Origin of the sequence: Tissierella pigra (genome assembly GCF_018917845.1) — a bacterium.
GTDB classification, from domain to species: Bacteria; Bacillota; Clostridia; order Tissierellales; family Tissierellaceae; genus Tissierella; species Tissierella pigra.
This window is the reverse complement of the sequence record NZ_JAHLPJ010000001.1, coordinates 1-24172: the sequence shown is the minus strand read 5'-3', so window position 1 is coordinate 24172 and position 24172 is coordinate 1. Positions and strand designations below refer to the sequence as shown.

Sequence of the window (24172 nt, the reverse complement as noted above, 5' to 3'; positions counted from 1 at the left end):
TCTTCTATCTAAAAATAATTTTTGAAGTTGATAAAGTTTCTCTCATCATTTATGATTACTTTCGACAAAATGAAGCTTGCTCTTCACCATCTGGGCAGCAATGGCCGAATATTGGACAACTAGCTGCTTCCAATTTAAAATCTGGTAGTTCTGGAGCATCTTCAGGTACTCCTTCTTGCAGTTCATCCCATAATCTTTCTCTTATCTCTAATGGTTTGTCATCATATGCATTATTATCAAACTGCTCTTGAAGGAATTTAATCCTAGCTTCATGTTGAGCCTTTGTAATTGGCGGGAGAGGCATATATTCTATACAATGTTCCCATGGGCATATAATGCCTTGAACTCGAAAGGCTTCATTAGGTTCAAATACTCGCATATATCCCAAATGGTTAGAAATTCCACGTGTTATACAGAGATGGTGCAAGAAACAAGAATCAAAAAAATCGAAACCTTCTAACCTAAACTTTTTCACTGTACCCAAATACCTTTTTAATCTATTATGATTTTTCTTTATTAAACCTTTCTTAAGCAAAAACTTAACACAATTATTAGCGTATTTTAGTTCAGGATCTGCAAAAGAGAATGGAAATCCAAACCTTTCTATCGCCCATAGAGCATCTAACATCTCTGAATCTAATTGTAATAACTCATAACAATTATTAGTTAGATTCTCTCCTTTCTCTAGTTGTTCTAAATGGTATCCCCATTTAAAGATATCTTCATATAAAACCTCCCCAGTATCTTTATATGAATTCTCCATTATTCTCTTATTGTATTTAGCCATCTTATTATGTAAATGAACTTTGCTGTCAGAATCTAACATATCGTATAGCATATCTCGAATAGCATCATGAAGATTATATAAGCCTCTTTTAGAAAGCACTATACATTTTTTCATCAAACTATCAAATAGGTAAATTGGTTTATATTTAGTTTCAATAATTTGTTTAACTTCATTTTCATTGAATGGATAGTTAAACACAGATACATTAAGCAGTAAATCCTTTTCGTCTTGATTAAGTGTTAAAAAAACCTTATTAAACAACCATTTTCTCGCACTATCAATACTTAATTTACTTAATTTATCAATCTCTTCTGAATTAAAAGTTTTACTAGTAACTAATTGCCTTAAGAAAGCTAGAGAAATTGGATGTCCTCCAACTGCCTCATGGAAATCAATTATTTCATCAGTACTTATATCAATTCCATTTTCATAGAAAAATAGTGCTGTATCTTCTGGAGATAAACCAAATAATTTATACTCAACAACTCTATTAGATATAATATCAACTTCAGAGTAACATTCTACTGAATCTAAGGATGATATAACAATACCACCTAATAAATTAGCCATTATAGATTCTTTAAACAGTTCTTCAATAATAGATATGACTTCAACGCTAGCCTTATCAAGACTATCAAAAATTAAGTATACTTCCTGTTTTGTGATTGCATCAAGAATTCGAGGAACAATATCTCTTATTTCCGACTTAAGCAATGATTTAGATAGATTTTGCAATCCAATATCGTGGAAAAACGAAGCTAAATAGTATAATATATCATTACGTGAAAAAGTACTATTTAACTCTAACCAAGCAACGTTTTTTCCTTTACTATTTAAGTCATCAGCTAATTTAGCAAGAGTCATTGTCTTACCTGTACCACTAATTCCTTTGATGATTACTCGTTTGTTCTCCATTAAAGCAGTTTTTATGTCAAATATTTCATTTTCCCTTCCAATAAAGTCCTTTAATACTGGCAAATCAAACCAAATCTTATTTGAAATGCATATTCCAATATCACTTAATTCAGTAATAATATCTGACATGTTTACAATCTTTGATATTTTGGATAAATCAAAAACATATTTCCAAAGTGAATTAAATGCGTTTTCAACTGTGTCAGTCAACTGAAACGTTGTAGATAGTAATATATCCTTAATTCTCTCATTAACAACGTATGCCGGATTATTAGTGTCATTTGAGGTATACTCTAAGGTTAATATTTTAGTTCTCTTCAAAATAGATTTTAAATCGACAATACTCATATTAGTACTTGAAAAGTTATCTAGTAAATCATCAGACAAAGCTTTTCCATTAAGCAGTTTTCTTTTTAGTTCTGCAACAGTTGTGTTACCACCTCCATTAGTAACAAACTTAAAATACACATTTTCTTTATCTTTCGCTTGAAATTTCTCAAAAATGGTCTTCATTTCGCTTGGCGTCCAATGATAACCTTCAGCCTTCTTCTTTATTTGGATAAACTCTTTACTTCCATCACATCTATAAATATTTAAATCTTCCTCTTCTTCTGTTAAACTTTCAAACTTAATACCATCAACACTGCATAGCTCACTTTGTATTAACTCTAACAAAATAAGAACTGAATAAGAAACTTGATAGTCAATCCCCTGTAAATTATCAACACCACTCATTTGTTTTCCTCCATTTTCCTATTTACCTTTATTTTACTATATAATTACATCATTAGACTACTAATTAAACCGTTGTCTATCTTTTACTTACTTTACTAATAAATGAGCCAATTCTCTGACTTATAAGCTTAATAGAAAGACTTCTAGAGCAAAAAAACCGCAGTTATTTATGATACGGTTCGCCCTTTATTATCCTCCACCCCCTATAAACTTGTTCAAGTAAAATAAGTCTCATTAGCTGATGTGGAAAAGTCATATTTGAAAAGGATAGTTTGAAATCACTTCTAGTGGTTACATTATTAGACAATCCTAATGACCCCCCTATGACGAAAGTAATATCATTTACTCCATTTATCATTAGATCTTCTATCTTTTTTGACAATTCTTCTGAGGATAATTGTTTACCTTTAATTTCCAGGGAAATAACAAAAGAATTTTGAGGAATTTTGGCTAAAATTCGCTCCCCCTCCTTATTCTTTACGATTTCCATTTCCTTTTCAGACAGATTCTCAGGTGCCTTTTCATCTTCAATTTCTACTATATCCATTGAACAATATCTTGATAGTCTTTTTAAAAATTCTTTTATACCTTCTTGTATATATTTTTCTTTTATCTTTCCTACTGCAACAACTCTTATATTCATAGTCTTTTCCTTTCATCTAAATATATCTTCTTATATACTACCACAAATAGCCTAATTTTAATATTCAGATTAACAAAAACAAGTGTACAATCCTGTACACTTGTTTAACTATTCATTATTAGATATTCATTTTTTATTGTCTTTAAATCACTTTATCATATTGTCTCTAAAAAATACTATAAGTCCATAATTAGCTAATATATCCATGAATTGATTATGAGTTGAACCTTCTAATGCTCTCATTTTGGAATTATCTTTATAGGACCTTTCATTTCTCTCTATTTCCTCTTGAAATACTCCGATAGCCTCTTCCTTAGTCTCTAAGTTTTTCAGTAAGTCTATGTACCTGTCATATTCTTTAGATAATTCATCCATTACAAATCTATCTAACTCTGGGTATCTCCTTACATATTCCTTTAAGACCTCTTCTTTGCTCCTAATCTCAAACATAGTTTTTGCCTCCTTATAGTAAGTATCATTTAAATACTACCCAGATATTATAATATTTAATCAATTATATCCAAGTTTTTATCTCTTCTAATAATTTAAAATTTGTTAAGTCATAATAAAGGGGTGTTACTGTTACATATCCCTTGTTTAAATAAAATCTATCTGTATCTTCTTCTGCTACGGAGTCCTTTCTACCTTTAAGTCTTAGTATCTTTTCTCCTTTTTCATTATACTCCGTAAGGTAATAATCATAGATAGGTCCACCTATCTTACAAACCTTTATACCTAATATATCCTCTTCACTTTTATATGGAATATTTATATTTAATACAATATTGGATTTCAACAACTTATCCATAGAATTTTCTAAAATTTGTCTTACATATTTAGCTGCAATATCAAATCGTGCAGTATCTTCTTTTACTTCAGCAGATATGGCTACAGAAGGGATATTATATATATTTCCTTCTATTGCTGCTGAAACTGTTCCTGAGTAAAGTATATCTAATCCTGAATTAAACCCAAAATTTATCCCTGATAAGACTAAGTCTACTTTTTCCTCTGATAAAATTTCTAGGCCTACTCTAATACAGTCGGCAGGAGTTCCTGAAACACTATAAGCCTTAGACTTAAGTCCCTCTAAATCCACTTCTTTTACTATTAGTTCATTACCTAATGTAATAGCATGGCTTTGAGCTGATCTTTGCATATCTGGCGCCACTATGATTATTTCATGTTCCTTTTCTAACTCCTTTGCCAATGTATATATACCCTCTGCCATTACTCCATCATCATTTGCTAATAATATTCTCACTTCAAACCTCCTACTTACTTTAAAATTTTGTGAATTCTATTTCTACTTTTATATCTTGACCATTTCTATTGATTGTTAAAACTGTTTTATCTCCAATCTTATACTTATAGAGTATCTTTCTTAATTGAACCATATTTTCAACCTTTTGATTGTCAATTTTTGTTATTACATCTAAAATCTCTAAATTGGCTTTTTGTGCTGGAGAATTTGGTAATATTTCAATGATTACTACTCCGCTATCAGTGCCTAATCTAGTGCCAAACTCCCTTTCAAATCTATCTACCTCTGCTCCTTGAAATCCAATATAAACACTACTAAACTTACCATCTTTAATAACTTCTTCTGCTATGGGTTTAATTAGATTTATTGGAATAGCAAATCCTAGTCCTTCACCAGTCTTTATTTTGGCAGTGTTTATACCTATTACAGCACCTTCGCTGTTTAAAAGAGGACCACCACTATTTCCTGGATTTATAGAGGCATCTGTTTGTATCAAATCCTCAATAATATTGTACTCATCTACTTTAATAGAACGGTGAAGTCCAGAAATAACTCCTGATGTAACCGACCTTTGAAAATCTAATCCTAATGGATTTCCTATAGCAACTGCCAACTGTCCTACTTCAAGTATATCAGAATCCCCAAATTCTGCCACCTGTAAATCTTTAGCTTCTACTTTTACTATGGCTAAATCAAGGGAAGAATCATACCATAAAACCTTTCCTTGTATCTTATCTCTATTTTCAATCAGTACTGATATTGACTTTGCCTTACCATCTCCAATTACATGAGAATTAGTTAAAATATATCCATTTGAATCTATAATTACTCCCGAACCTACACCTTCTACATCTCTTGACCAAAATAATTCTCTCATTTCCTGGACAGTAGTTATTCCTACTACTGACCCTATGGCTTTTTTGGCTACAGCTGTCACTGAAGTTATATTTTCTGTTGGAGTAATAGTTATCTCATTTATGGGACTTACCCCTTTTCCCTGATATAATTCTGGCATGGGAAGAAATTTTCCATATAAGTAGGTAGGCGCAATATAAGAACCAAATATTCCTCCAATTATAGCTGCCACTAATGCTACTATAAAATATGAAAAAGTCCTATTTTTCTTAGGTGGTCTATTGTAACTATAATAATTATAATCGCCCATTTTAACTCCTCCTTATAAATTATATACCTTGGTTATTCTATCTCTATATGTTAAATCCAATTTAATATCCTTATCTACATTTATTCCTTTGTTTACTAAAATTTCCTTTACTGTTCTATGAGCTAAATCTGGTGTATTATTATCTTTACTTAAATGTCCCAACAATATGGTTTCTCTATTACCTGATATAACTTCTCCTAAAACATTTCCAGCATAATCATTGGATAAATGTCCACTTTCACTAAGTATTCTTTGTTTCAGTGGCCAAGGATAAGTACCATTTTTCAGCATATTTACATCATGATTGGATTCCATTAAATATAAATCAGAACCTTTTATATGGTTCTTTATATTATCATTTACCCAACCTGTATCTGTTATAATACTGATTTTAATCTTTTTATAAAAAAATATATACCCAACTGGTTCTAAAGCATCATGAAATATATTAATAGGAAGAATAGTTATATCTTTTATATCTAAATGTTCTTCCGTTACAAATGATTTTATGTTATTCTCTTTTATTTTACCAATGGATTTTTCCATTCCTAACCAAGTGTTGCAATTGGCATAGATAGGTAAATCGTATCTTCTTGAAAGAACCCCTACTCCTCTTACATGATCAATATGTTCATGGGTTACTAGTATGCCGTCTAATGTATTTGGTTCTACTTCTATGGATGATAATAACTCCTCTATTCTTTTTCCAGAAAATCCTCCATCTACTAATAATCTTGTATTGTTAGTTTCAATATATTGACAGTTCCCTGAACTTCCACTGGATAAGGAACAAAACTTAATATCCATTCATAATTCCCCCATTTTGTAATATGCTTTTTATTTAGCTTCAAGTAAGGATTTTATTATAGCATTTATTTAGAAGCCTTTTTTATATTATAGTACATATACATAAAAAAAAGAAGAATTTGAAATTCTTCTTTTTTAATTATTATAGTTATCTATAATTACTTTATATCCATCATCAAATAAAACTCTCCAAGCAGGCATAGTTTTACCTTTTTTTGCCTCTTTAGGATCCTTCATATAATCATTGTGATCTGTTGGTTCAAAATAATAACATAGGGATATATCTTTTATGGTTTTTCCGTATACTTCCTTCATACTCAAAAGACTTAGAATAGATTTTGGAGCTGTACTTATATATATTGGAGTATCTCTTTCCTCTAATATATTTAGCCATGTTCTTTCCATTCTCTTGACTCCAGTTTCATCCAGTTCTATAATAGTAGAGGATTTCTCCAGATATCTATCCTTATACAACTTTGAAAACTCTAAATAATATCCATCCTCTTTTAATGATATATAGGATAATACCATATCTGAAGTATCATATTTTCTTTCTTGTAAAAATTCCAATGCAATATCTTTAGCCTTTTCTTCATCTAAGTCCTTGTACTCTTTTGTTGTCTTTTTATTTTCATAGACTAAATTCTTTTTATTTGTAACTATTATACTTTCATTTTCAAAAAATATTTCAGCCGTGTTTTGTTCCTTAGATTCAATAGTTCCATTACCTTGAAAAAAATTATTATTTACTTTCGTAAAATCTACAAAATCATATTCTACTATTAAAGTACTTAGACTGGGGATCTCTCTAGATATATTTGTATCTATAAAAATGTTTTTGCTTTTTAAAATTTCAGTCACATCTTCTATAAAACCTTCTTTTGTTGTTGTTTCCACTTGTCTTTCGCTTGAAAGTAATACGAACCCCAATAAAATATTGGTTATTATAAATGCAAATATTAAGATGGTTTTCGCCTTTGACCAGTCCACATAACTCACCATCCATCCTAACTAATTTTTTTCATATACTAATGAACCGTCGTATACATTAAATGCGTAAAGTCCGTCTCCCATTCTTATGACCCAAACAGGTATCAATTCGTCTTCTATATCTTTCAGACATGGGTCAAAATAAGATAAAGTAATATCGTTTATAGTCTCTAAAACCTCTGCTTGAACAGGTTCCTCACCTTCTAATAATTGAATATCATTCTTTTCTAAATACTTTTCCACTATAAAATCAATATTCATATCTAGTATATCAAAGGAGGCTAAATTTCTCTTCGCTTCAGGAACACTTTCTACTGACTTATTCATATCTTTTCTAATGAAATGTTTATATGACCTTATATGATCATTAAATACTTCTATTTGTACAAAATCTGTTACTTCTTCATTTCCAAGAATTATAGGTATACCCTTAACTCTATATCTAAATGTTAGATTATATCCTAAATTATTATCTACTTCAATTTCTTCTACTTTAGCTAAGTACATTCCTTTTGGAACTCCTGGACTTTTAGATATGAATTCTGATGCCGTAGTCAAACTTTGATAGAGATTTCGCTTTCTAACTAATTCTTCTAGGGGATGGAAATACTCTAAGGAACCATTTATATTTAACTTCAAAACTTTTTGATTATATATATATATAGTAGAACCATTACTTTCAACTATTTCTCTAATATAATCAATATTTTTGTTAAAAAACTTTTCTACTAGTTCTTTCTTTTCTTCTTCATCTAAATTTCTGATTTCATTTTCTACATGTATTGTAGGCAATGTGCTTTTCATTTCATATGATATATAGGTATCATTATTTACTTCTAAAGCTTCTTTCATAGAAAAATAATTATTATAATTCCGATTTTCTTTAATTGAATTGATTTGTTTTTTTAAATTATCTAAATCCATAGATTTATCATATATCAATAGATTTTTCTCTCCATCTGAAAAAACACAAAAAGAATCCTTATCTACTAGAGAGATATAAATGCTTTTAACACTAGGTAGATTATCTACTATTAGATTAGGATCTTTAACATCTAAGGATTTAGCTAATATATAGGTATTTACTTTTTCGGGAAAATAAAATACTAAAGACCTCTTTCCATTATATGTTGAAAACTCATCATTTGGTAATTCAGAAATTTCAATGCTTTTTGAACCTAATATATTATTTAAAACATTTCTTGAGTTAGTCCATAATCTATGTTTATAATCGTCATAGAAAAGAGTATGGTTTTTATAACCAAAATTTAACAGATATTTATTAGGTACTATCATATCAGACAATAAATACGATACACCATAAACTTCTTTTTTATTGTTAAATATATTAATCATTTCATTGGGAAGTTCAATCCATAAGCGTTTTGTAAATACTAAACTAATACATACTAATGACATTAATATGAAAGTCTTGAATCTTTCCATCATTCTAACCATCTCCATATCACTAGAAAGTACTATTTAAGTATTGTTATTATATCTGTAAGCTTAACTTCATTTGTATGATTTCCTGTATCTGTTGTTTTTACATATACGATTATTTCAATCGGTGGAACATCTTCTACTTCAAAAATAACAATTATCTTATTGATTCCTGTTACCAATTCTAATTCTTTGTCAAAGAATCCCATATTACCAGATTTAATAGTATCACTAGATATTTCAATGTAATCATCTTCATCTGGTAATTTTAGTAAATCAAAATTTTTTCTTGTAAGATCAGTTGTTCCATATACTTCTATTGTAACTTCTGTTCCAGATGGTGCTTTTCCATTTATAAAAGTAATCTTATCCTCTGTAGAATAAGCTTTTTTTTCAGGGTTTATAACTTGATACTTTGTTATATCAATTTTTTGCTCAGTATTAATTTTTGCATCTTCTGTAGCTGCATTTCCAACTGAACTAATAGCAAGTAGACTAGCACCTATAAATAGACTAGCCAATATCTTTTTCCACATAATCTATCCTCCTTTACTTTTACTCTGATTACATTATATAGTAACTATATTACAAAATTATTACAATAAAATTAAGATTGAATTACACTTTCTCATAAGGTATTTTTATTTCTACTGTTGTACCTTCTCCAAATCTACTATTGAGGATGATTTGTCCTTGATAAGCTTCAATTATTTGCTTTGCAATAGATAGTCCAAGTCCAGTACCACCCAGCTCTCTACTTCTTCCTTTCTCAACTCTATAAAATCTTTCAAAAATCCTTTTTTGATCTTCTTCTGGAATACCTATACCATTATCTTTTACTTTTATATTTATAAAATTATTTTCATCTGTTAAAGAAATTTCAATAATTCCATTATCTTCTGTATATTTTATAGCATTTGATATTATATTTAGTATTACCTGCTCCATACCATCTTTATCTATTACAATATCTGGTAATTCCTTTATATTTAATTCTAGCTTATGATTCTTATTTTTAAATGCAAATTCTAATTTTAATAAAATATCTTCCAAAAGTTTGTTTATAGAAACTTCTTCTTTTTTCCATACTGTCTTTTTATAGTCTAGATTTGAAAGCTGTAATAAATCTTTAACAAGTCTTGCCATTCTATCACATTCATTGTCTATAACTGTTAAAAACATTTTCCCTGTTTCATTATCTATTCCATTATCCATTAAAGTTTCTGTATAGCTTTTAATTGTAGTTATAGGTGTCTTTAATTCATGAGATACATTTGCTACAAATTCCTTCCTCATATTATCTAGTTTATGCTCATTTGTCATATCTTGAAACACAATTATAAGCCCTGCTATATTATTTCCTTCATCTTTAAATGGTGCATATTTTACTTTATATACATAGGAATCAATGGCTAATGCTTTATGACCTTCTAAAGTAGATATTTGTTCAAAATTAACATTTTTAATATCTATAAGTTCTAAAAGCTTATTTATATAAGGTGTAAAGTTATCATTGTTGTCCTTTTCTCCAGCTAATCTCAATATATCCATGGCAATAGGATTCCCATGGATTATATTACCATCTAAATCTATTGCTAAAACACCTTCTGCCATATAGTTAAAAATAGTATCTAGTTTAGATCTTTCTAAATCCATTTCCTGTATTGTGTTTTTCAACTTTAAAGTTAAATGATTAAACATACTGGCAAGTTGCCCAATCTCATCATCTGATTTTACGTCAACAAATTGATCAAAATTTCCAGATGCCATTTCTTCTGCTTTATTAGTTACATCACGAATAGGTTCTGTAATGCTTGAAGCTATTAAATATCCTAAAAGTATTGTAATTACAAGGGCTATCATTGTAGCACTTGTTAATATTTTTTTAGATTCATTTACTACTGTATATACATTTTGCAAATCTGAAGTCATATATATTACTCCCTTGACCTTTCCTACTTCGTCTAAAACAGGATATGCGATATGATTATATACAGTGTTTTCATTTTTTTCTTTTATATCTTCATTTGCTCTATCTCCACCATAGGCCTTCAATACTAAGGTAGGGTCTATGGATTTATACGATAAAGCATTTTGCCCTATTAATTTTTCATATTGTTTTGAAGATGAGGCTATTATAATGGGAAACTCATCATTATATATTACATATATAGTCTCATTACCGTCTATTTTCCATTCATTTAAAGTCTCTTGTATTTGTTCTGATACATTTAACCAATTGTCTTCTGCTAAATACGAAGAGGTTTTAATTATGGTTTCTATATGCTGTTCCATAGAATTAGTGTTATTTAATATCTGTTGTGATTCTAATCTTCCAAAAATAAATATACCTACTATTATCATAGCAATAAATATTAATAAAAAACAAACTACAATAAATTTCCACTTTATACTGGCAAACATACTAAGTCCTCCTGAAGTAATATCCTACTCCTCTTTTAGTTAAAATATATTTAAAATCTCCACTATTGTCTTCTATTTTTTCTCTTAATCTTCTTATTGTTACATCTACAGTTCTTATATCTCCATAGTACTCATATCCCCATACTTCTTCTAATAATTGCTCTCTAGAAAAAACTTGATTAGAGCTAGATGCTAAGAATTTAAGCAGTTCATATTCTCTTAAAGTTAAATCTACTATACATCCATCTTTTTTTACTTCATATTTGTTTAAATCTATGGTTAAATCATCTGAAGTAATCATAGTACCTAAATCCTTTGTTGCAGCAGCATTAGAGTAGTCTACTCTTCTTAGGTTTGCCTTTACTCTTGCTATTAGCTCTCTCATACTAAATGGTTTTGTAATATAATCATCTGCACCAAGTTCTAGTCCAAGAACTTTATCCACTTCTTCTTCTTTTGCTGTAAGCATAATTACTGGAAAATTATAGTCAATTCTAATTTCCTTCAATACTTGGAATCCATCTTTTTTAGGCATCATAACATCTAGGATTACTAAATCTGGCATTATTTTATGAATTAAATTAATAGCTTCTTCTCCATCATAGGCTGTTTCCACACTATGACCTTCCTTTTCAAGGTTGAATTTTATTATATCTGCAATAGCCTTTTCATCATCTATAACTAGTATTTTATTATACATATTGAATCACTCCAATTAATTAATTATTTACATAATTATCTTCCTATATTAGATTATCTAATATAGTGGATTTATTGTCAAATACTTATTATATTTTGGCAATTACTCAAATATTTAACTTGCAACTTATATTCTTTTAATATATAATTATATCATTCAGAGGGGAGTAGCTTAAAAATAATTAGTCGTCATTACGGACTTTCCCGGCTAATTACCTTTTTTTAGGAAGCAAGACCTTTGTTTAAATCACTAAGTGATTTAAACAAAGGTCTTTTTTGATTTATTTTATTTTTCAGTGGTATACTAATCAATAACAATTAAAGGAAGGGGATTAAGTTGAAAGAATGGTATAAACAAAGTAAAGAAGAATTATTATCTAACTTAGATTCAAATCTTGATTCTGGATTGACTTCAAATGAAGTAAATCTCAGATTGGAAAAGTATGGTACAAATGATCTCAAAGAAGAAAATAAAAAAAGTTTCTTCTCTAAAATTGTAGCTCAATTTTCAGATTTTCTAATATTAATCTTAATAGCAGCTGCAATTATTTCAGTTTTTGTCGGGGAAGCACAGGATGCCATGGTTATTCTAGCCATAGTTATTGTTAATGCCTTTTTAGGTATTTATCAAGAAGGTAGAGCTGAAAAAGCTTTAGATGCTCTAAAGAAAATGTCTTCTCCAAATGCTAAAGTCGTTAGAAATGGAAGTATTGAAGTAGTTCCTGCAAACACTTTAGTTCCAGGAGATATTGTAGCTTTAGATGCAGGAGATATTATTCCTGCAGATTTAAGACTTATGGAAAGCTCTAATTTAAAAATTGAAGAAGCTTCTTTAACTGGTGAATCTGTACCTGTTGAAAAAAATAGCAATTCCATTTTTGATGAGGAAGTATCTTTAGGTGATAGACACAATATGGCTTTTATGAGTACTGCTGTTACCTATGGTAGAGGCAAAGGTATTGTCGTAGGTACAGGACATGATACTGAAATTGGAAAAATAGCTACTATGATTCAATCCTTTGAGGATGAAACAACCCCGCTTCAAAAACAATTAAACAACCTTGGTAAAGTTCTAGGTCTTGCTACAATATTTATATGTATAGCAGTATTTGTAATTGGACTTTTACAAGGTAGGGAAGCCTTAGAAATGCTAATGGTTTCCATCAGTTTAGCTGTAGCAGCTATTCCTGAAGGATTGCCTGCAATCGTAACTATTGTTTTAGCCATTGGTATGAATAAAATGGTTAAACGCCATGCCATTGTTAAAAAACTTTTAGCAGTTGAAACCTTAGGTTCTACTACAGTAATTTGTTCCGATAAAACTGGTACTTTAACTCAAAATGAAATGACAGTAGTCAAAGTTTTTACTGATGGAACAATTATAGATATAACTGGTGGTGGATATGAGCCATCTGGAGAATTTATAGTAGATGGCGCCAACATAAAAATAGAAGAAATAGGGGATTTACAAACACTCCTTTCAATATCTGCCTTAGCCAATGATGCTAGTCTGGAAAATGCAGACGGTATATTTAGAGTTATTGGAGATCCTACAGAAGGTGCTCTTGTTACTCTAGCTGGTAAAGCTAATATTGATAAAGATAATATCAATAAAGAGTTTCCTAGAATTGAAGAAATTCCTTTTGATTCAGATAGAAAAATGATGACAACTTTTCATCAAAACTATATACCTGGAAAAATTGTTTCCTTCACTAAAGGAGCACCAGATATAATAATCAATAGATGTAGTAGAATTAGTATAGATGGAAAAGTAACCGATTTTAGTCAAAATATAAAAAATCAAGTTCTAGAAGTAAATAGCAATTTTTCAAAGGATGCTCTGAGAGTTTTAGCCTTTGCATATAAGGAATATAATGAATTACCTAATAATATATCTCCTGATTTAAATGAAGTAGATATGACTTTTGTAGGTTTAGTTGGTATGATAGACCCTGCTAGACCAGAGGCTAAAGATGCCATAGCTAAATGTAAGGAAGCAGGTATAAAAACAGTTATGATCACTGGTGACTATAAGGAAACTGCCTTCGCCATAGCTAAGGAACTTGGTATGGCTGATACAATAGATGAAGCTATGATGGGAGAAGAATTAAATAAAATCTCTGATGAGGAATTAAGAGAAGTAGTAAAAGATATAAAGGTCTATGCTAGAGTTTCTCCTGAACACAAAGTAAGAATAGTTAGTGCATTAAAGGCTAATGGAGAAATAACTGCTATGACTGGTGATGGAGTAAATGATGCTTTAGCTTTAAAGAGAGCAGATATTGGTGTATCAATGGGTATTACAGGTACAGATGTGGCTAAAAACACTGCTGAATTGATTTTAACTGATGATAATTTCGCCTCCATTGTATCTGCTGTAGAGGAAGGTAGAATAATATATAGCAATATTAAAAAGTTTGTTTTCTTTTTATTATCATGTAATATAGGAGAAATATTTTTAGTATTTACAAGTATATTATTTAATTTACCAGTACCACTTTTACCTATTCAATTATTATGGTTAAACCTAGTTACAGATAGTTTCCCAGCTCTTGCTTTAGGGGTAGAAAAAGGTGACCCTGATATTATGAGATTATCTCCTAGAAACCCAAAAGAGCCTATATTAAATAAGTCTATGCTCGTAGGAATAATTCTTCAAAGTATAGCTGTAGGAGGAGCTTCATTATTAGCATATAAATGGGGACTTTCAGCTTATTCAGGGGATATCGATAAGGCAAGAACAATTACCTTCACTGCTTTAATAACTGCAGAACTATTACGTGCTTACTCCAGTAGGTCACAAAGATATACATTATTTAAAATTGGATTCTTTACAAATAGAACCTTAGTATATGGTACATTATTCTCATTTGTATTGTTACTTGGCGTATTATATATACCATTCATGCAGCCTATATTTAATACTTTTTCTCTTGGTGTAAAGGATTGGATGGCAATATTAGAATATGCTTTTATTCCTTTAATAGTAGGTGAATTAAGTAAATTGGTAATTAAAAAGTAATAAAAGTTTCTATTCAAATATTTATAATTCAGTTTTCTCTGAATTTCATAAATGTAAAGTTCTAATTTAAAAAGATAAAAAGCAGAATTTTACTATTTATTATAAGAAAAGCCTTCGGGCTTTTCTTGTTTTTGACACATTTTATTTTTTGGTAGCATAGAATAGAACAAGGAAGGTGGTAATAGTGAAAACAGTAATAAATACTAAGCTTTGTCCTATTCTCGGTGCCAAAATAATGTCTCAGTCAAGAGAAGAGGTGCCTGTAATTGTACAATTTAATAGTAATTCTTCCAATCTAAAGGAAAATATCAATATCTTGTCCAATAGGGTCAAACGTGATTTACCATTAATAGATGGATTTGCCGGTCTTATGACTACAGATACAATTTATAAGATAGTATCTAATCCTGAAGTAGATTATATTAGCTTTGACTCAAGGGTTTATGCTCTATTAGATATTGCAGCACCTACAATGGACGCATATTTTCCTCATGATAAAGGATATAATGGAGAGGGTATTACAGTAGCTGTAATAGATACTGGTGTAGCTCCCCATAGTGATTTAACAAGACCTACTAATAGAATCATTGGATTTAAAGATATGGTCAATGATAAAAGTGAACCTTATGATGATAACGGTCATGGTACCCATGTAGCAGGTATTATTGCTGCAAGTGGTTATTCCTCAAGGGGAAAATATATAGGAATAGCTCCTAAAGCTAATATATTAGGTATTAAAGCTTTAGATAAAGCAGGAGGAGGAAATATTTCAGATATTATTGATGCTATCTCCTATATAGTGGCTACTAAGGATAAATATAATACTAAGATTATTAATCTTTCTTTAGGCACTCCTGCCAATAACTCCTGCGATAAGGACCCCTTATGTAAAGCTGTAGATATGGCTATAAAGGCAGGTTTAATTGTTGTTGTGGCAGCAGGAAATAGTGGACCAGAAAAGGGAACTATTCTTTCACCTGGTATCAATAAAAATGTCATAACTGTAGGAGCAACTGATGATAAAAGAACTGTAGATCCCTCTGATGATACTATAGCTCCATTCTCTAGTCGAGGACCTACATTAGAGGGTTTAATGAAACCTGATATACTAGCTCCAGGAGCAAATATAAAATCTCTATCAAATACTAAGCTAGATGGATACACATCTCTTAGCGGTACTTCCATGGCAACACCTTTAGTATCTGGTTCTGTCGCACTTTTATTAAATAAATATAAAGATATTTCACCACAGGATGTAAAAAATAAGTTAATCAAATCATCTATTGCTCTTTCTAATTCTCCTGAAATACAAGATATTGGAGTTTTAAACTTAAAGCTATTATTCAGCGATGAAAAAGATAATCTGGAAAATGTTATAAAATCTTGTTCAAACACTATGGATAATGACTTGCTAGAAACTCTGCTTATGCTATTGATAATTATATTCTTATTGGATTCTAGATTTTAAAAGGGCGGAAAATCGCCCTTTTTATATACAAAAAAGGAAGCCAAAGCTTCCTCTATTTTAAATAATTACTTGGATTATAATTTTTACCATTCTTCAGGACTTCAAAATGTAAATGTGGACCTGATGACCTACCTGTATTTCCTACATTAGCTATATGTTGTCCTTTATATACTTTATCTCCAACATTTACAAGTAACTTACTACAATGAGCATATCTAGTAACAAATCCATTACCATGGTCAATTTCAACCATTTTTCCATAGCCACTTTTTCCTGAACCTGAGTATATAACCTTTCCTCCATCAGATGCCTTTATAGCTGTACCTATTGGAGCTGCTATATCAAGACCTCTGTGCATCCTACCACCTCTCATACCATATCTAGAAGAAACTCTACCTCTAGTAGGAGTTAAAAATGTACCTGTTGCCACAGTTTTTGGAACTTCTTTAGTTCCTTTTACTACAACTTCCTTCACAGGTTCTGTAATTATTTCTTCTTTGACTATATCTTTATCTACTATAATCCCATTGTGTTTTATTTCTTTTGCAACTACTTTTCTCTCACCATTTGAACCATTTACCTTAGTTTTCTTTTGATTTGTGTACATAGTCTCATCATATTCTATTTCAGTTTCATAGTTTATATTTTCAGTATACTCTACTTCCAATACGGTAGCCACTGTAAGAACTGATTTAGGCACGACTAATTTTACCTCATCGCCTATTTGAAGTCTTTCTGGATTTTTATCTGGATTTGCAGCTTCTAAATCTTCCACTGATAAATTATATATCTTTGCAATAGTCCAAAAACTTTCTCCTACCTCTACCATATGAGTCTTTATTTCTTCCGATCCTGTTAATAAATGATTATATAAGTCTTCCTTCTCTTTTATCTTATTTAAAGGTACTTCTTTTTTTGCTATTTGTACATTTTCAACTATACTTATATCCTTTATATCAGTACCTTCCTTAGCCATATCTTCATAGGGCTTTTTTATTTCATTTATTATATCTTCTATATCTTCTCTAGCTTTTAGTACTCCTACTTCTGTTCCATCTACTTCAAGAGCATATCCAGACACTAAAAAGTGCATTTTTGATTTGATTTGTTTTTGCAAATCACTACTGGATGTTATTAACTCTTCTTTAGCTTTAGTTTGTTCAAATTTTATATCTTTGTCTAAAACCACATCTATATTATATGTATTGGATAATTCTTTTTCTAAGTTGTCCATTATGTCATTAACTTCTTCTTGGCTTCTCACAGTTCCTATTATATCTTCCCCAAGATATACATCAAATGCCTTCATTTTAATCTCATAAGCTTTATATCCTGTAATACTTAATGCAACAATAGATAGAATCATTAAGGATGATAAGGCTACTTTCATATCATTTCCGTTTAATTTTAACTTATCAAAGGTTTTTCTTAACTTATCAAAAGTTTCTCTCATGTAATTATAATTGGGATTATCCATAATTTCCTCCTAGTTTAGAACTATTTTCATTATAGTCGTAACTCGTTTGTAATCAATCTGTAACAATTATATCATAGATTACATTTTTTTCAACCTTTCCATATTCTAATAGTTTTATTATCTTCTAATTCCTTTAGTTTATTCATACCTTAATTTTTAAGCTTGTTTCTCACATTATTAATATAAATATTAATTGGTTAAATATGTAAATGTTACGAAATCTTAACATTTATTTTTATATATGAAACAAAGTATTTATATTTAATTTTAGGCAATACTCCTAGTACCCATTAAGTTGAAGGTTATATATAACAGAATACATAGGAGGTTATTAATGAATATATTTACTAGAAACAATTATATAGACTCATCTTCTCCCTTTGCTTTATCCAAATTTTCCAGCTTAGTATTCAATTATTTATCTTCCAATTCTATAGAAAATAAAGATATAATTCTTTTCTGTATTGGTACAGATAGGTCTACTGGAGATTCTCTAGGTCCATTAGTAGGCCACAAACTTGAACCTATAATAAAAAATTATAGAAATGTATATCTAATGGGAACATTGGAAAATCCCATTCATGCAAAAAATCTTGAGGAGAATCTAGATAAAATAAAAAATGATTATAATAATCCATTTATAATTGCCATAGACTCTTCCTTAGGGAGATTAGAAAGAGTTGGGCATTTATCTATTAAAAATTCTCCCTTACGTCCTGGCGCTGGGGTAAACAAATCTCTACCTCCAGTTGGAGATATATCTATTACTGGAATCGTAAATATTGGCGGCATGATGGAAGCTATGGTACTACAAAATACTAGACTATCTCTAGTTATGAATATGGCTGACATTATATCTAAAAGTATCTATTTATCACTTTATAGACTATCTAGAGAAGAAAAAAAGCAATATATATTAGAAAAGTAGCCTTGGGCTACTTTTTTTAGGTTATTACATTTAATCTTTTATCCTTCAAGTTAAATTCTATATCTTTAACCTTAGGATTAATTTCTCCATCTATATTTAAGTATAATCCTTCTTTAGATGTTATTCTTATATTTTTTCCTCTATATATTTTTACATACTTTGTATATTTAATATGATTACCTTTAAATATGCTTGGAAATAAAAATAAAAGTTTTGTTTTTCTTATTCCAGATATTATACATACATCTAAATATTCATCATTAACCTTTGCATCAGGTAAAATTTCCATTCCGCCACCATAGTATTTTCCATTACCTACAGCTACTAAAATTACATCTTCCTCTGCAAATTTTCCATCTATATTAATTTGAATCCTTTTCTTTTTAAAACTAAATAATGAATATATAACACTAATTCCATAGGCAAACCTACTTCTAATGGCTTTCTTTATATTTATAGTATTCATTACAACCTCTGCATCAAATCCAATACTAGCAATATTGAAAAAAATAAAGTCATTTACCTGTCCAACATCTATTGTGCTATTTTTACCATTACATAAATGTTCTAAAGCCCTTTCAGGATCTATGGAGATTCCCAGACTTTTAGCCATATCATTTCCTGTACCACCAGGGATGATTCCCAATATACCCTTCCCTTTGTTAACTAGTCCTCTAGCTACTTCATTTATTGTTCCGTCTCCACCTACTGCAACTATTATATCATAATCCTCTACACAGTTTTCTGCAATTTTTATGGCTTCCTCAGGCTTTGTAGTCAATTTTATTGAATATTCTTTTTCATATTTCTCCATCTTTGATTCAATTAAAGGGATTAAACCCTTTGCTTTTCCACCACCAGCTACAGGATTTATAATAAAAGAAATCTTACTCATCTAATTTGTTCCTCCTACTACAGAGTCTTCTCTTGGTATTCACCCATTAACGCCCTATCTATTGCCTGCATTTCCTCTACAGATAATGGGTATACTGATTTTCCTAATTTAACTGGTTTTGCATAACTGGTAGTATACTCTCTGCCATAAATACTTGTAAGGACAAATCCATTATTAAACTTGTCCAATAATGCAACAGAATAACTTAAATCGGATCCCATGTCTCCAAAGGCATTATACCTAACAAAGCCAACCTTTTGAATAGCAAAGGCTAGCTTTGTTTCAATACTCTCTATTTTTTGTTCCATAGTATTCATATCTATACGAATTGATTTCAGTTCTTCATTAGTTTTTATAAGGAGTTGCTCTATATCTATACCTTTAACTCCTCTTACTAATTCATTGTATCTCTCTCTTATCTTTGATATTCTTATTTCAGCTATTAGGTATAAAACTAATAATATAGGTATTGCTGCCATAAGTCCTATCATAATTTCTATATTATACGATGCAATAAATTCTTGTAGCTGAACCATATATTTTCTCCTCTCTAAACTTCCTTAGCAATTTCTTTTAAGGCCTTTATGGCAAACTCTATTTCTTCATGGGTATTTTCATATCCAAAGCTAAATCTAACTACTCCTTGTTCAAAAGTTCCAATAGTTTTGTGAGCTAAAGGTGCACAATGTAACCCTGGTCTCACAGCAATATCATATTCTTCATCTAATATATAGCTTATCTCTGAGGAATCAGCTTCTCCAACATTTAAGGCAACTACTGGTGCATGATGATTTTTCTCTAATGTTCCATATAGTATGATTTTATCAATTTTACTTGCTTCCTCTATAAAGTGCATTGTAAGGTCTTCTTCTTTTTTCCTTATATTATCAATACCTTTTTCAAATATATATTTTATTCCAGTTCCTAAACCTATTATTCCAGGTGCATTGGGTGTACCAGATTCAAATTTATCTGGAAATATATCTGGTTGCTCCAAGGAATGAGATATACTTCCTGTGCCACCTTGAAAGGTTTCTACTAATTCTATACCTGGTCTAATATAAAGCCCGCCAGTTCCTTGAGGTCCAAGTAACCCCTTATGTCCAGGAAAAGCAAGCATATCTATATTCATTTTTTCTACATCAATATTATATACACCTGCTGATTGAGCACCATCTACCAAATATACTAACCCATGTTTCCTTGCAATTTTTCCTATAGACTCTATATCCATTATAGTTCCTGTTAAGTTAGATATGTGAGTAGTGACTATCATCTTAGTTTCTTTAGTTATACTATCTTCAATATCTTTAGGGTTTATCCTTCCTTTAGAATCTCCATGTACTATAGTATGCTTTACTCCTAATTTATCTAAAAATACAATAGGTCTTAAAGCAGAGTTATGCTCCATGGAGGTGGTAATTACATGGTCTCCTGGTTTTAAATATCCTTTTATCCCTAGGTTTAAACTTTCTGTACAATTAAAAGTAAATATTATACTCATAGGGTCCTTTATATTTAAAAGCTTACCTATTTGAACTCTTGTATCAAATATCCCCCTACTTGCTTTTAATGCCTTCTTGTGCCCTGATCTCCCAGGATTAGCACCATATTCCATCATTGCATCCATTATAGCATCATATACTACTTTTGGTTTAGGATAAGATGTAGCTGCATTATCAAAATAAACCATAAAATCATCTCCATTTAAAATAATTTATACTAATCATTTCTACATACTTTAACAAAATCAAATTTTTCCACATCAAATAAACCCATATCTGTAAGTTTTAACTTAGGTATAACTGGTAATGCCATAAATGCTAAAGTCATAAAAGGGTCTATATTTTTATTTACATTTAATTCTTCATAAGATAGTTCTATCATTTCTTTAAGAATAGAATTGGTCTCTTCAACTGGCCTGGAAGTCATGATTCCTCCAATTTCTAGAGGCAAACTTTTTAAGACTTTCCCATCTTTTACTATTGTGAGTCCTCCTCCTATTTCTTTTAATTCTTCTATGGCAGTTAGTATATCCCCGTCATTATCACCTATGACTATTATATTATGTGAATCATGACCTATAGTTGAACCTATGGAGCCATTTTTTAATTTAAAGTTTTCTATAAGTCCTACACCTATATTTCCTTTTCTTAAATGTCTCTCAGCTACTATAAGTTTTTGTATACCATCATCTGAGAAATGAAAAAATCCATCTAGTATATTCACTTCTTTTATCACAGCTTTAGTAACTAAACTCCCTTCCATTACTCCTATTATATTTGCCTTATTATTGGTCATAGGAATTTGAATATCTTCTAAGTCTATGTCTTTTATATTTACTGAATCCATCATGTTTTTTGGTAAATGTATATTAGGTTCAAATAGTGCCTTATTATTTTCTCCTACTAACTTTCCACTTTTAAATACCTTTAATATATTAAAATCCTCTAGATTATCTATTACTACTAAGTCCGCAATATATCCTGGTGCTATGGCTCCCTTATTTTTTAGGCCATAACATTCAGCTGAGTTTATAGTAGCCATTTTAATAGCATCTATTGGATCAATACCTTCCTTAATTGCAAGTTTAATATTAAAATCTATAGTTCCTTCATTAATTAAATCTTCAGGATGTTTATCATCTGTACAAAATAGGAATCTTCTTAAATTATCCTTATTTACAACTTTAATTATGTTTTTTAAATCCTTTGCTGCTGAACCTTCACGAATAAGTATATACATACCTACTCTTAAACGATCTAATACTTCGTCGATTGTAGAACATTCGTGTTCTGTTTTTATACCTGATATTACATAGGCATTTAATTCCTTTCCACGGATCATAGGTCCATGACCATCTATTACTTTATCCTTAAATAAAGCTAATTTATTTAATACATCATCATCTAAAAATATGACTCCAGGATAATTCATCATTTCTCCTAAGCCTATAACTGTCTCTTCTTCTAATAATTCTTTTAAATCATCAGCTTTTAGTATAGCTCCTGCATTTTCAAAGCTTGTAGATGGAACACAACTAGGCAGCATTATATGAACATCTAAAGGGACATTTTTACTATCTTCTATTATATATTTTATACCATCTATTCCTTTAACATTTCCTATTTCATGAGGGTCAGCAATTATAGTAGTTACACCTCTTGGAACTATTACTTTAGCAAACTGTGAAGGTGATGACATAGATGATTCTATATGAACATGACTATCTATAAATCCTGGAGCCAAATATTTACCTTCTAAGTCAATCTCCTCTTTACCATTATATTCACCTATGCCTATTATTTTCCCATTATCAATAGCCACATTCCCCTTTATTATTTCACCTGAAAATACATTGACTATATTTATATTTTTAAGCACCAACTCCACATCTATTACACCTTTTGCTTTAGTTATAAGATCTATCAACTGCTTTTTAAACATCTTAATACCTCCTAAGCTTTAATGGTGAAAATTATTTATGACACTCCTATTATTATAATACAATATTTTTATGATTTAATAAAGAAAAAGAGAAGGTTTCCCTTCTCTTATGCTAATCTTTTATATACAACCTTTAGTAGTTCCTCTTTTAATTTCTTTCCTTCAGTTAAGAGATTATCTACTTTAGTTTCTGTTTCTTTCTTAAATGATTCATCTTTTATACTTCCTAGATTGATAGTCACATTAAATAATGCTCCTTCTAATCCTGCATAAGCTAATAATGTACCTACACCTACATCCGTAATAGCATTTACATTTCCATAATCAGCAAACACATCTTGTAATTCCAATACTCTTAAACATTTTTCTGCACATCTTAAAGGTACTTCTAATGCTATTTTATAGCCCTCTTGAATAGCATTGCTTCTTGCAGCTTTTTCTTCATCTGTATCTTTAGGAAGTTTAAAAGCATCCATAACCTTATCAAAAGCCTTAGTATCTTCGTCTACAATATTATTTAATGTTTCAACTAATTTTTCTACTTCTTTAGAATTATTAACTATTTTTGACTTGATGTCATCTGATAATTCTTCATAAGCTTTTTTACCAACAGTTAGGTTACATACCATATTGGTCAGTGCTCCTCCTAAACTACCTACTAAGGCAGAAACACTTCCGCCCCCTGGAGTAGGCTCTCCACTAGCTGTAGCAGCTATGTATTCTTTTAGACTCTTATCTATAAACATTTTATCCCCTCCTATTGTTATTTTACTATAAGTAACAAAAAAAGGGAACAGTATTGTTCCCTTTTTATATAGTATATTATCTTTGTTGTTTAATAAAACTTGTATCGTAATCCTTTACTATGGCAGCAGCTTGAGGTGCTAATATTAAAAGACCTATTAAGTTTGGAATAACCATTAAACCATTAAACATATCTGCTAAATCCCAAACCACAGCAACTTCCATAAATGAACCTAATATTATAAATCCAAGAACTGCAATTTTATAAATATTTACAGCTTTAGCTCCAAATAAATATTTAATATTTGCTTCTCCAAAG

21 protein-coding genes are annotated in these 24172 nt (G+C 30.1%); 3 read left to right on the top strand and 18 right to left on the bottom strand.

Annotated features, from left to right (window positions below; all coding sequences use genetic code 11):
* Positions 1-55 precede the first annotated feature (55 nt).
* The 11 genes from KQI41_RS00105 to KQI41_RS00055 all read right to left on the bottom strand — a co-directional run bounded on the left by KQI41_RS00105 (position 56) and on the right by KQI41_RS00055 (position 11873).
* Positions 56-2437 carry an ATP-binding protein gene (locus KQI41_RS00105; protein WP_216584541.1) on the bottom strand — a complete coding sequence of 794 codons (2382 nt, stop codon included), beginning with the start codon at positions 2435-2437 and terminating at the stop codon, positions 56-58.
* Positions 2438-2600: 163 nt separating this feature from the next.
* Positions 2601-3080, bottom strand: coding sequence for a 23S rRNA (pseudouridine(1915)-N(3))-methyltransferase RlmH (gene rlmH, locus KQI41_RS00100; RefSeq protein WP_216584540.1), 480 nt, complete (start codon positions 3078-3080; stop codon positions 2601-2603).
* 147 nt (positions 3081-3227) lie between these two features.
* A complete protein-coding gene (locus tag KQI41_RS00095) occupies positions 3228-3530 on the bottom strand; it encodes a hypothetical protein (RefSeq protein ID WP_154441941.1) in 303 nt (100 codons plus the stop codon).
* A 64-nt stretch (positions 3531-3594) separates the two neighbouring features.
* Positions 3595-4344 (bottom strand): 5'/3'-nucleotidase SurE, encoded by a 750-nt coding sequence (gene surE, locus KQI41_RS00090; protein WP_216584539.1) that lies wholly within the window; start codon positions 4342-4344, stop codon positions 3595-3597.
* A 19-nt stretch (positions 4345-4363) separates the two neighbouring features.
* Entirely contained in the window at positions 4364-5509 is a 1146-nt protein-coding gene (gene htrA, locus KQI41_RS00085) for a serine protease HtrA (protein WP_154441943.1), read from the bottom strand.
* A 12-nt stretch (positions 5510-5521) separates the two neighbouring features.
* Complete coding sequence (locus KQI41_RS00080) at positions 5522-6316, bottom strand: MBL fold metallo-hydrolase (protein ID WP_154441945.1); 795 nt, start codon at positions 6314-6316, stop codon at positions 5522-5524.
* Between the two features lie 135 nt (positions 6317-6451).
* Positions 6452-7306: a two-component system regulatory protein YycI gene (locus KQI41_RS00075; protein WP_195838023.1), complete on the bottom strand. Its 855-nt coding sequence runs from the start codon at positions 7304-7306 to the stop codon at positions 6452-6454.
* Positions 7307-7327: 21 nt separating this feature from the next.
* Complete coding sequence (locus KQI41_RS00070) at positions 7328-8755, bottom strand: hypothetical protein (protein ID WP_154441949.1); 1428 nt, start codon at positions 8753-8755, stop codon at positions 7328-7330.
* A gap of 29 nt (positions 8756-8784) precedes the next feature.
* Complete coding sequence (locus KQI41_RS00065; protein WP_216584538.1) at positions 8785-9285, bottom strand: hypothetical protein; 501 nt, start codon at positions 9283-9285, stop codon at positions 8785-8787.
* Between the two features lie 82 nt (positions 9286-9367).
* Entirely contained in the window at positions 9368-11173 is a 1806-nt protein-coding gene (locus KQI41_RS00060; RefSeq protein WP_216584537.1) for a sensor histidine kinase, read from the bottom strand.
* A 1-nt stretch (position 11174) separates the two neighbouring features.
* Complete coding sequence (locus KQI41_RS00055; RefSeq protein WP_154441955.1) at positions 11175-11873, bottom strand: response regulator; 699 nt, start codon at positions 11871-11873, stop codon at positions 11175-11177.
* Positions 11874-12209: 336 nt separating this feature from the next.
* Here KQI41_RS00055 and KQI41_RS00050 point away from each other — a divergent pair, with 336 nt between their 5' ends.
* Positions 12210-14894 (top strand): calcium-transporting P-type ATPase, PMR1-type, encoded by a 2685-nt coding sequence (locus tag KQI41_RS00050; protein WP_154441957.1) that lies wholly within the window; start codon positions 12210-12212, stop codon positions 14892-14894.
* A gap of 184 nt (positions 14895-15078) precedes the next feature.
* Entirely contained in the window at positions 15079-16362 is a 1284-nt protein-coding gene (locus KQI41_RS00045) for a S8 family peptidase (RefSeq protein WP_216584536.1), read from the top strand.
* A 52-nt stretch (positions 16363-16414) separates the two neighbouring features.
* On the opposite strand, the gene KQI41_RS00040 is transcribed toward KQI41_RS00045, so the two are convergent.
* Positions 16415-17839, bottom strand: a complete 1425-nt coding sequence (locus KQI41_RS00040; protein ID WP_154441959.1) for a peptidoglycan DD-metalloendopeptidase family protein — start codon at positions 17837-17839, stop codon at positions 16415-16417.
* Positions 17840-18173: 334 nt separating this feature from the next.
* Here KQI41_RS00040 and yyaC point away from each other — a divergent pair, with 334 nt between their 5' ends.
* Positions 18174-18767 carry a spore protease YyaC gene (yyaC, locus tag KQI41_RS00035; protein ID WP_154441961.1) on the top strand — a complete coding sequence of 198 codons (594 nt, stop codon included), beginning with the start codon at positions 18174-18176 and terminating at the stop codon, positions 18765-18767.
* A 16-nt stretch (positions 18768-18783) separates the two neighbouring features.
* Here the strand turns inward: yyaC and KQI41_RS00030 are convergent, their stop codons facing one another.
* From KQI41_RS00030 to KQI41_RS00005, 6 genes are all read right to left on the bottom strand, one after another.
* Entirely contained in the window at positions 18784-19662 is an 879-nt protein-coding gene (locus KQI41_RS00030) for a diacylglycerol/lipid kinase family protein (RefSeq protein ID WP_154441687.1), read from the bottom strand.
* Between the two features lie 17 nt (positions 19663-19679).
* Positions 19680-20198: a DUF4446 family protein gene (locus tag KQI41_RS00025; RefSeq protein ID WP_154441685.1), complete on the bottom strand. Its 519-nt coding sequence runs from the start codon at positions 20196-20198 to the stop codon at positions 19680-19682.
* 14 nt (positions 20199-20212) lie between these two features.
* Positions 20213-21355 (bottom strand): aminotransferase class V-fold PLP-dependent enzyme, encoded by a 1143-nt coding sequence (locus tag KQI41_RS00020; protein ID WP_154441683.1) that lies wholly within the window; start codon positions 21353-21355, stop codon positions 20213-20215.
* Between the two features lie 29 nt (positions 21356-21384).
* Entirely contained in the window at positions 21385-23109 is a 1725-nt protein-coding gene (gene ade / locus KQI41_RS00015; RefSeq protein WP_154441681.1) for an adenine deaminase, read from the bottom strand.
* Between the two features lie 107 nt (positions 23110-23216).
* Positions 23217-23855 (bottom strand): cyclodeaminase/cyclohydrolase family protein, encoded by a 639-nt coding sequence (locus tag KQI41_RS00010; protein WP_154441680.1) that lies wholly within the window; start codon positions 23853-23855, stop codon positions 23217-23219.
* Between the two features lie 76 nt (positions 23856-23931).
* Positions 23932-24172: alanine:cation symporter family protein (locus KQI41_RS00005; RefSeq protein ID WP_216584535.1), on the bottom strand; the 241-nt coding region annotated here is incomplete at its 5' end.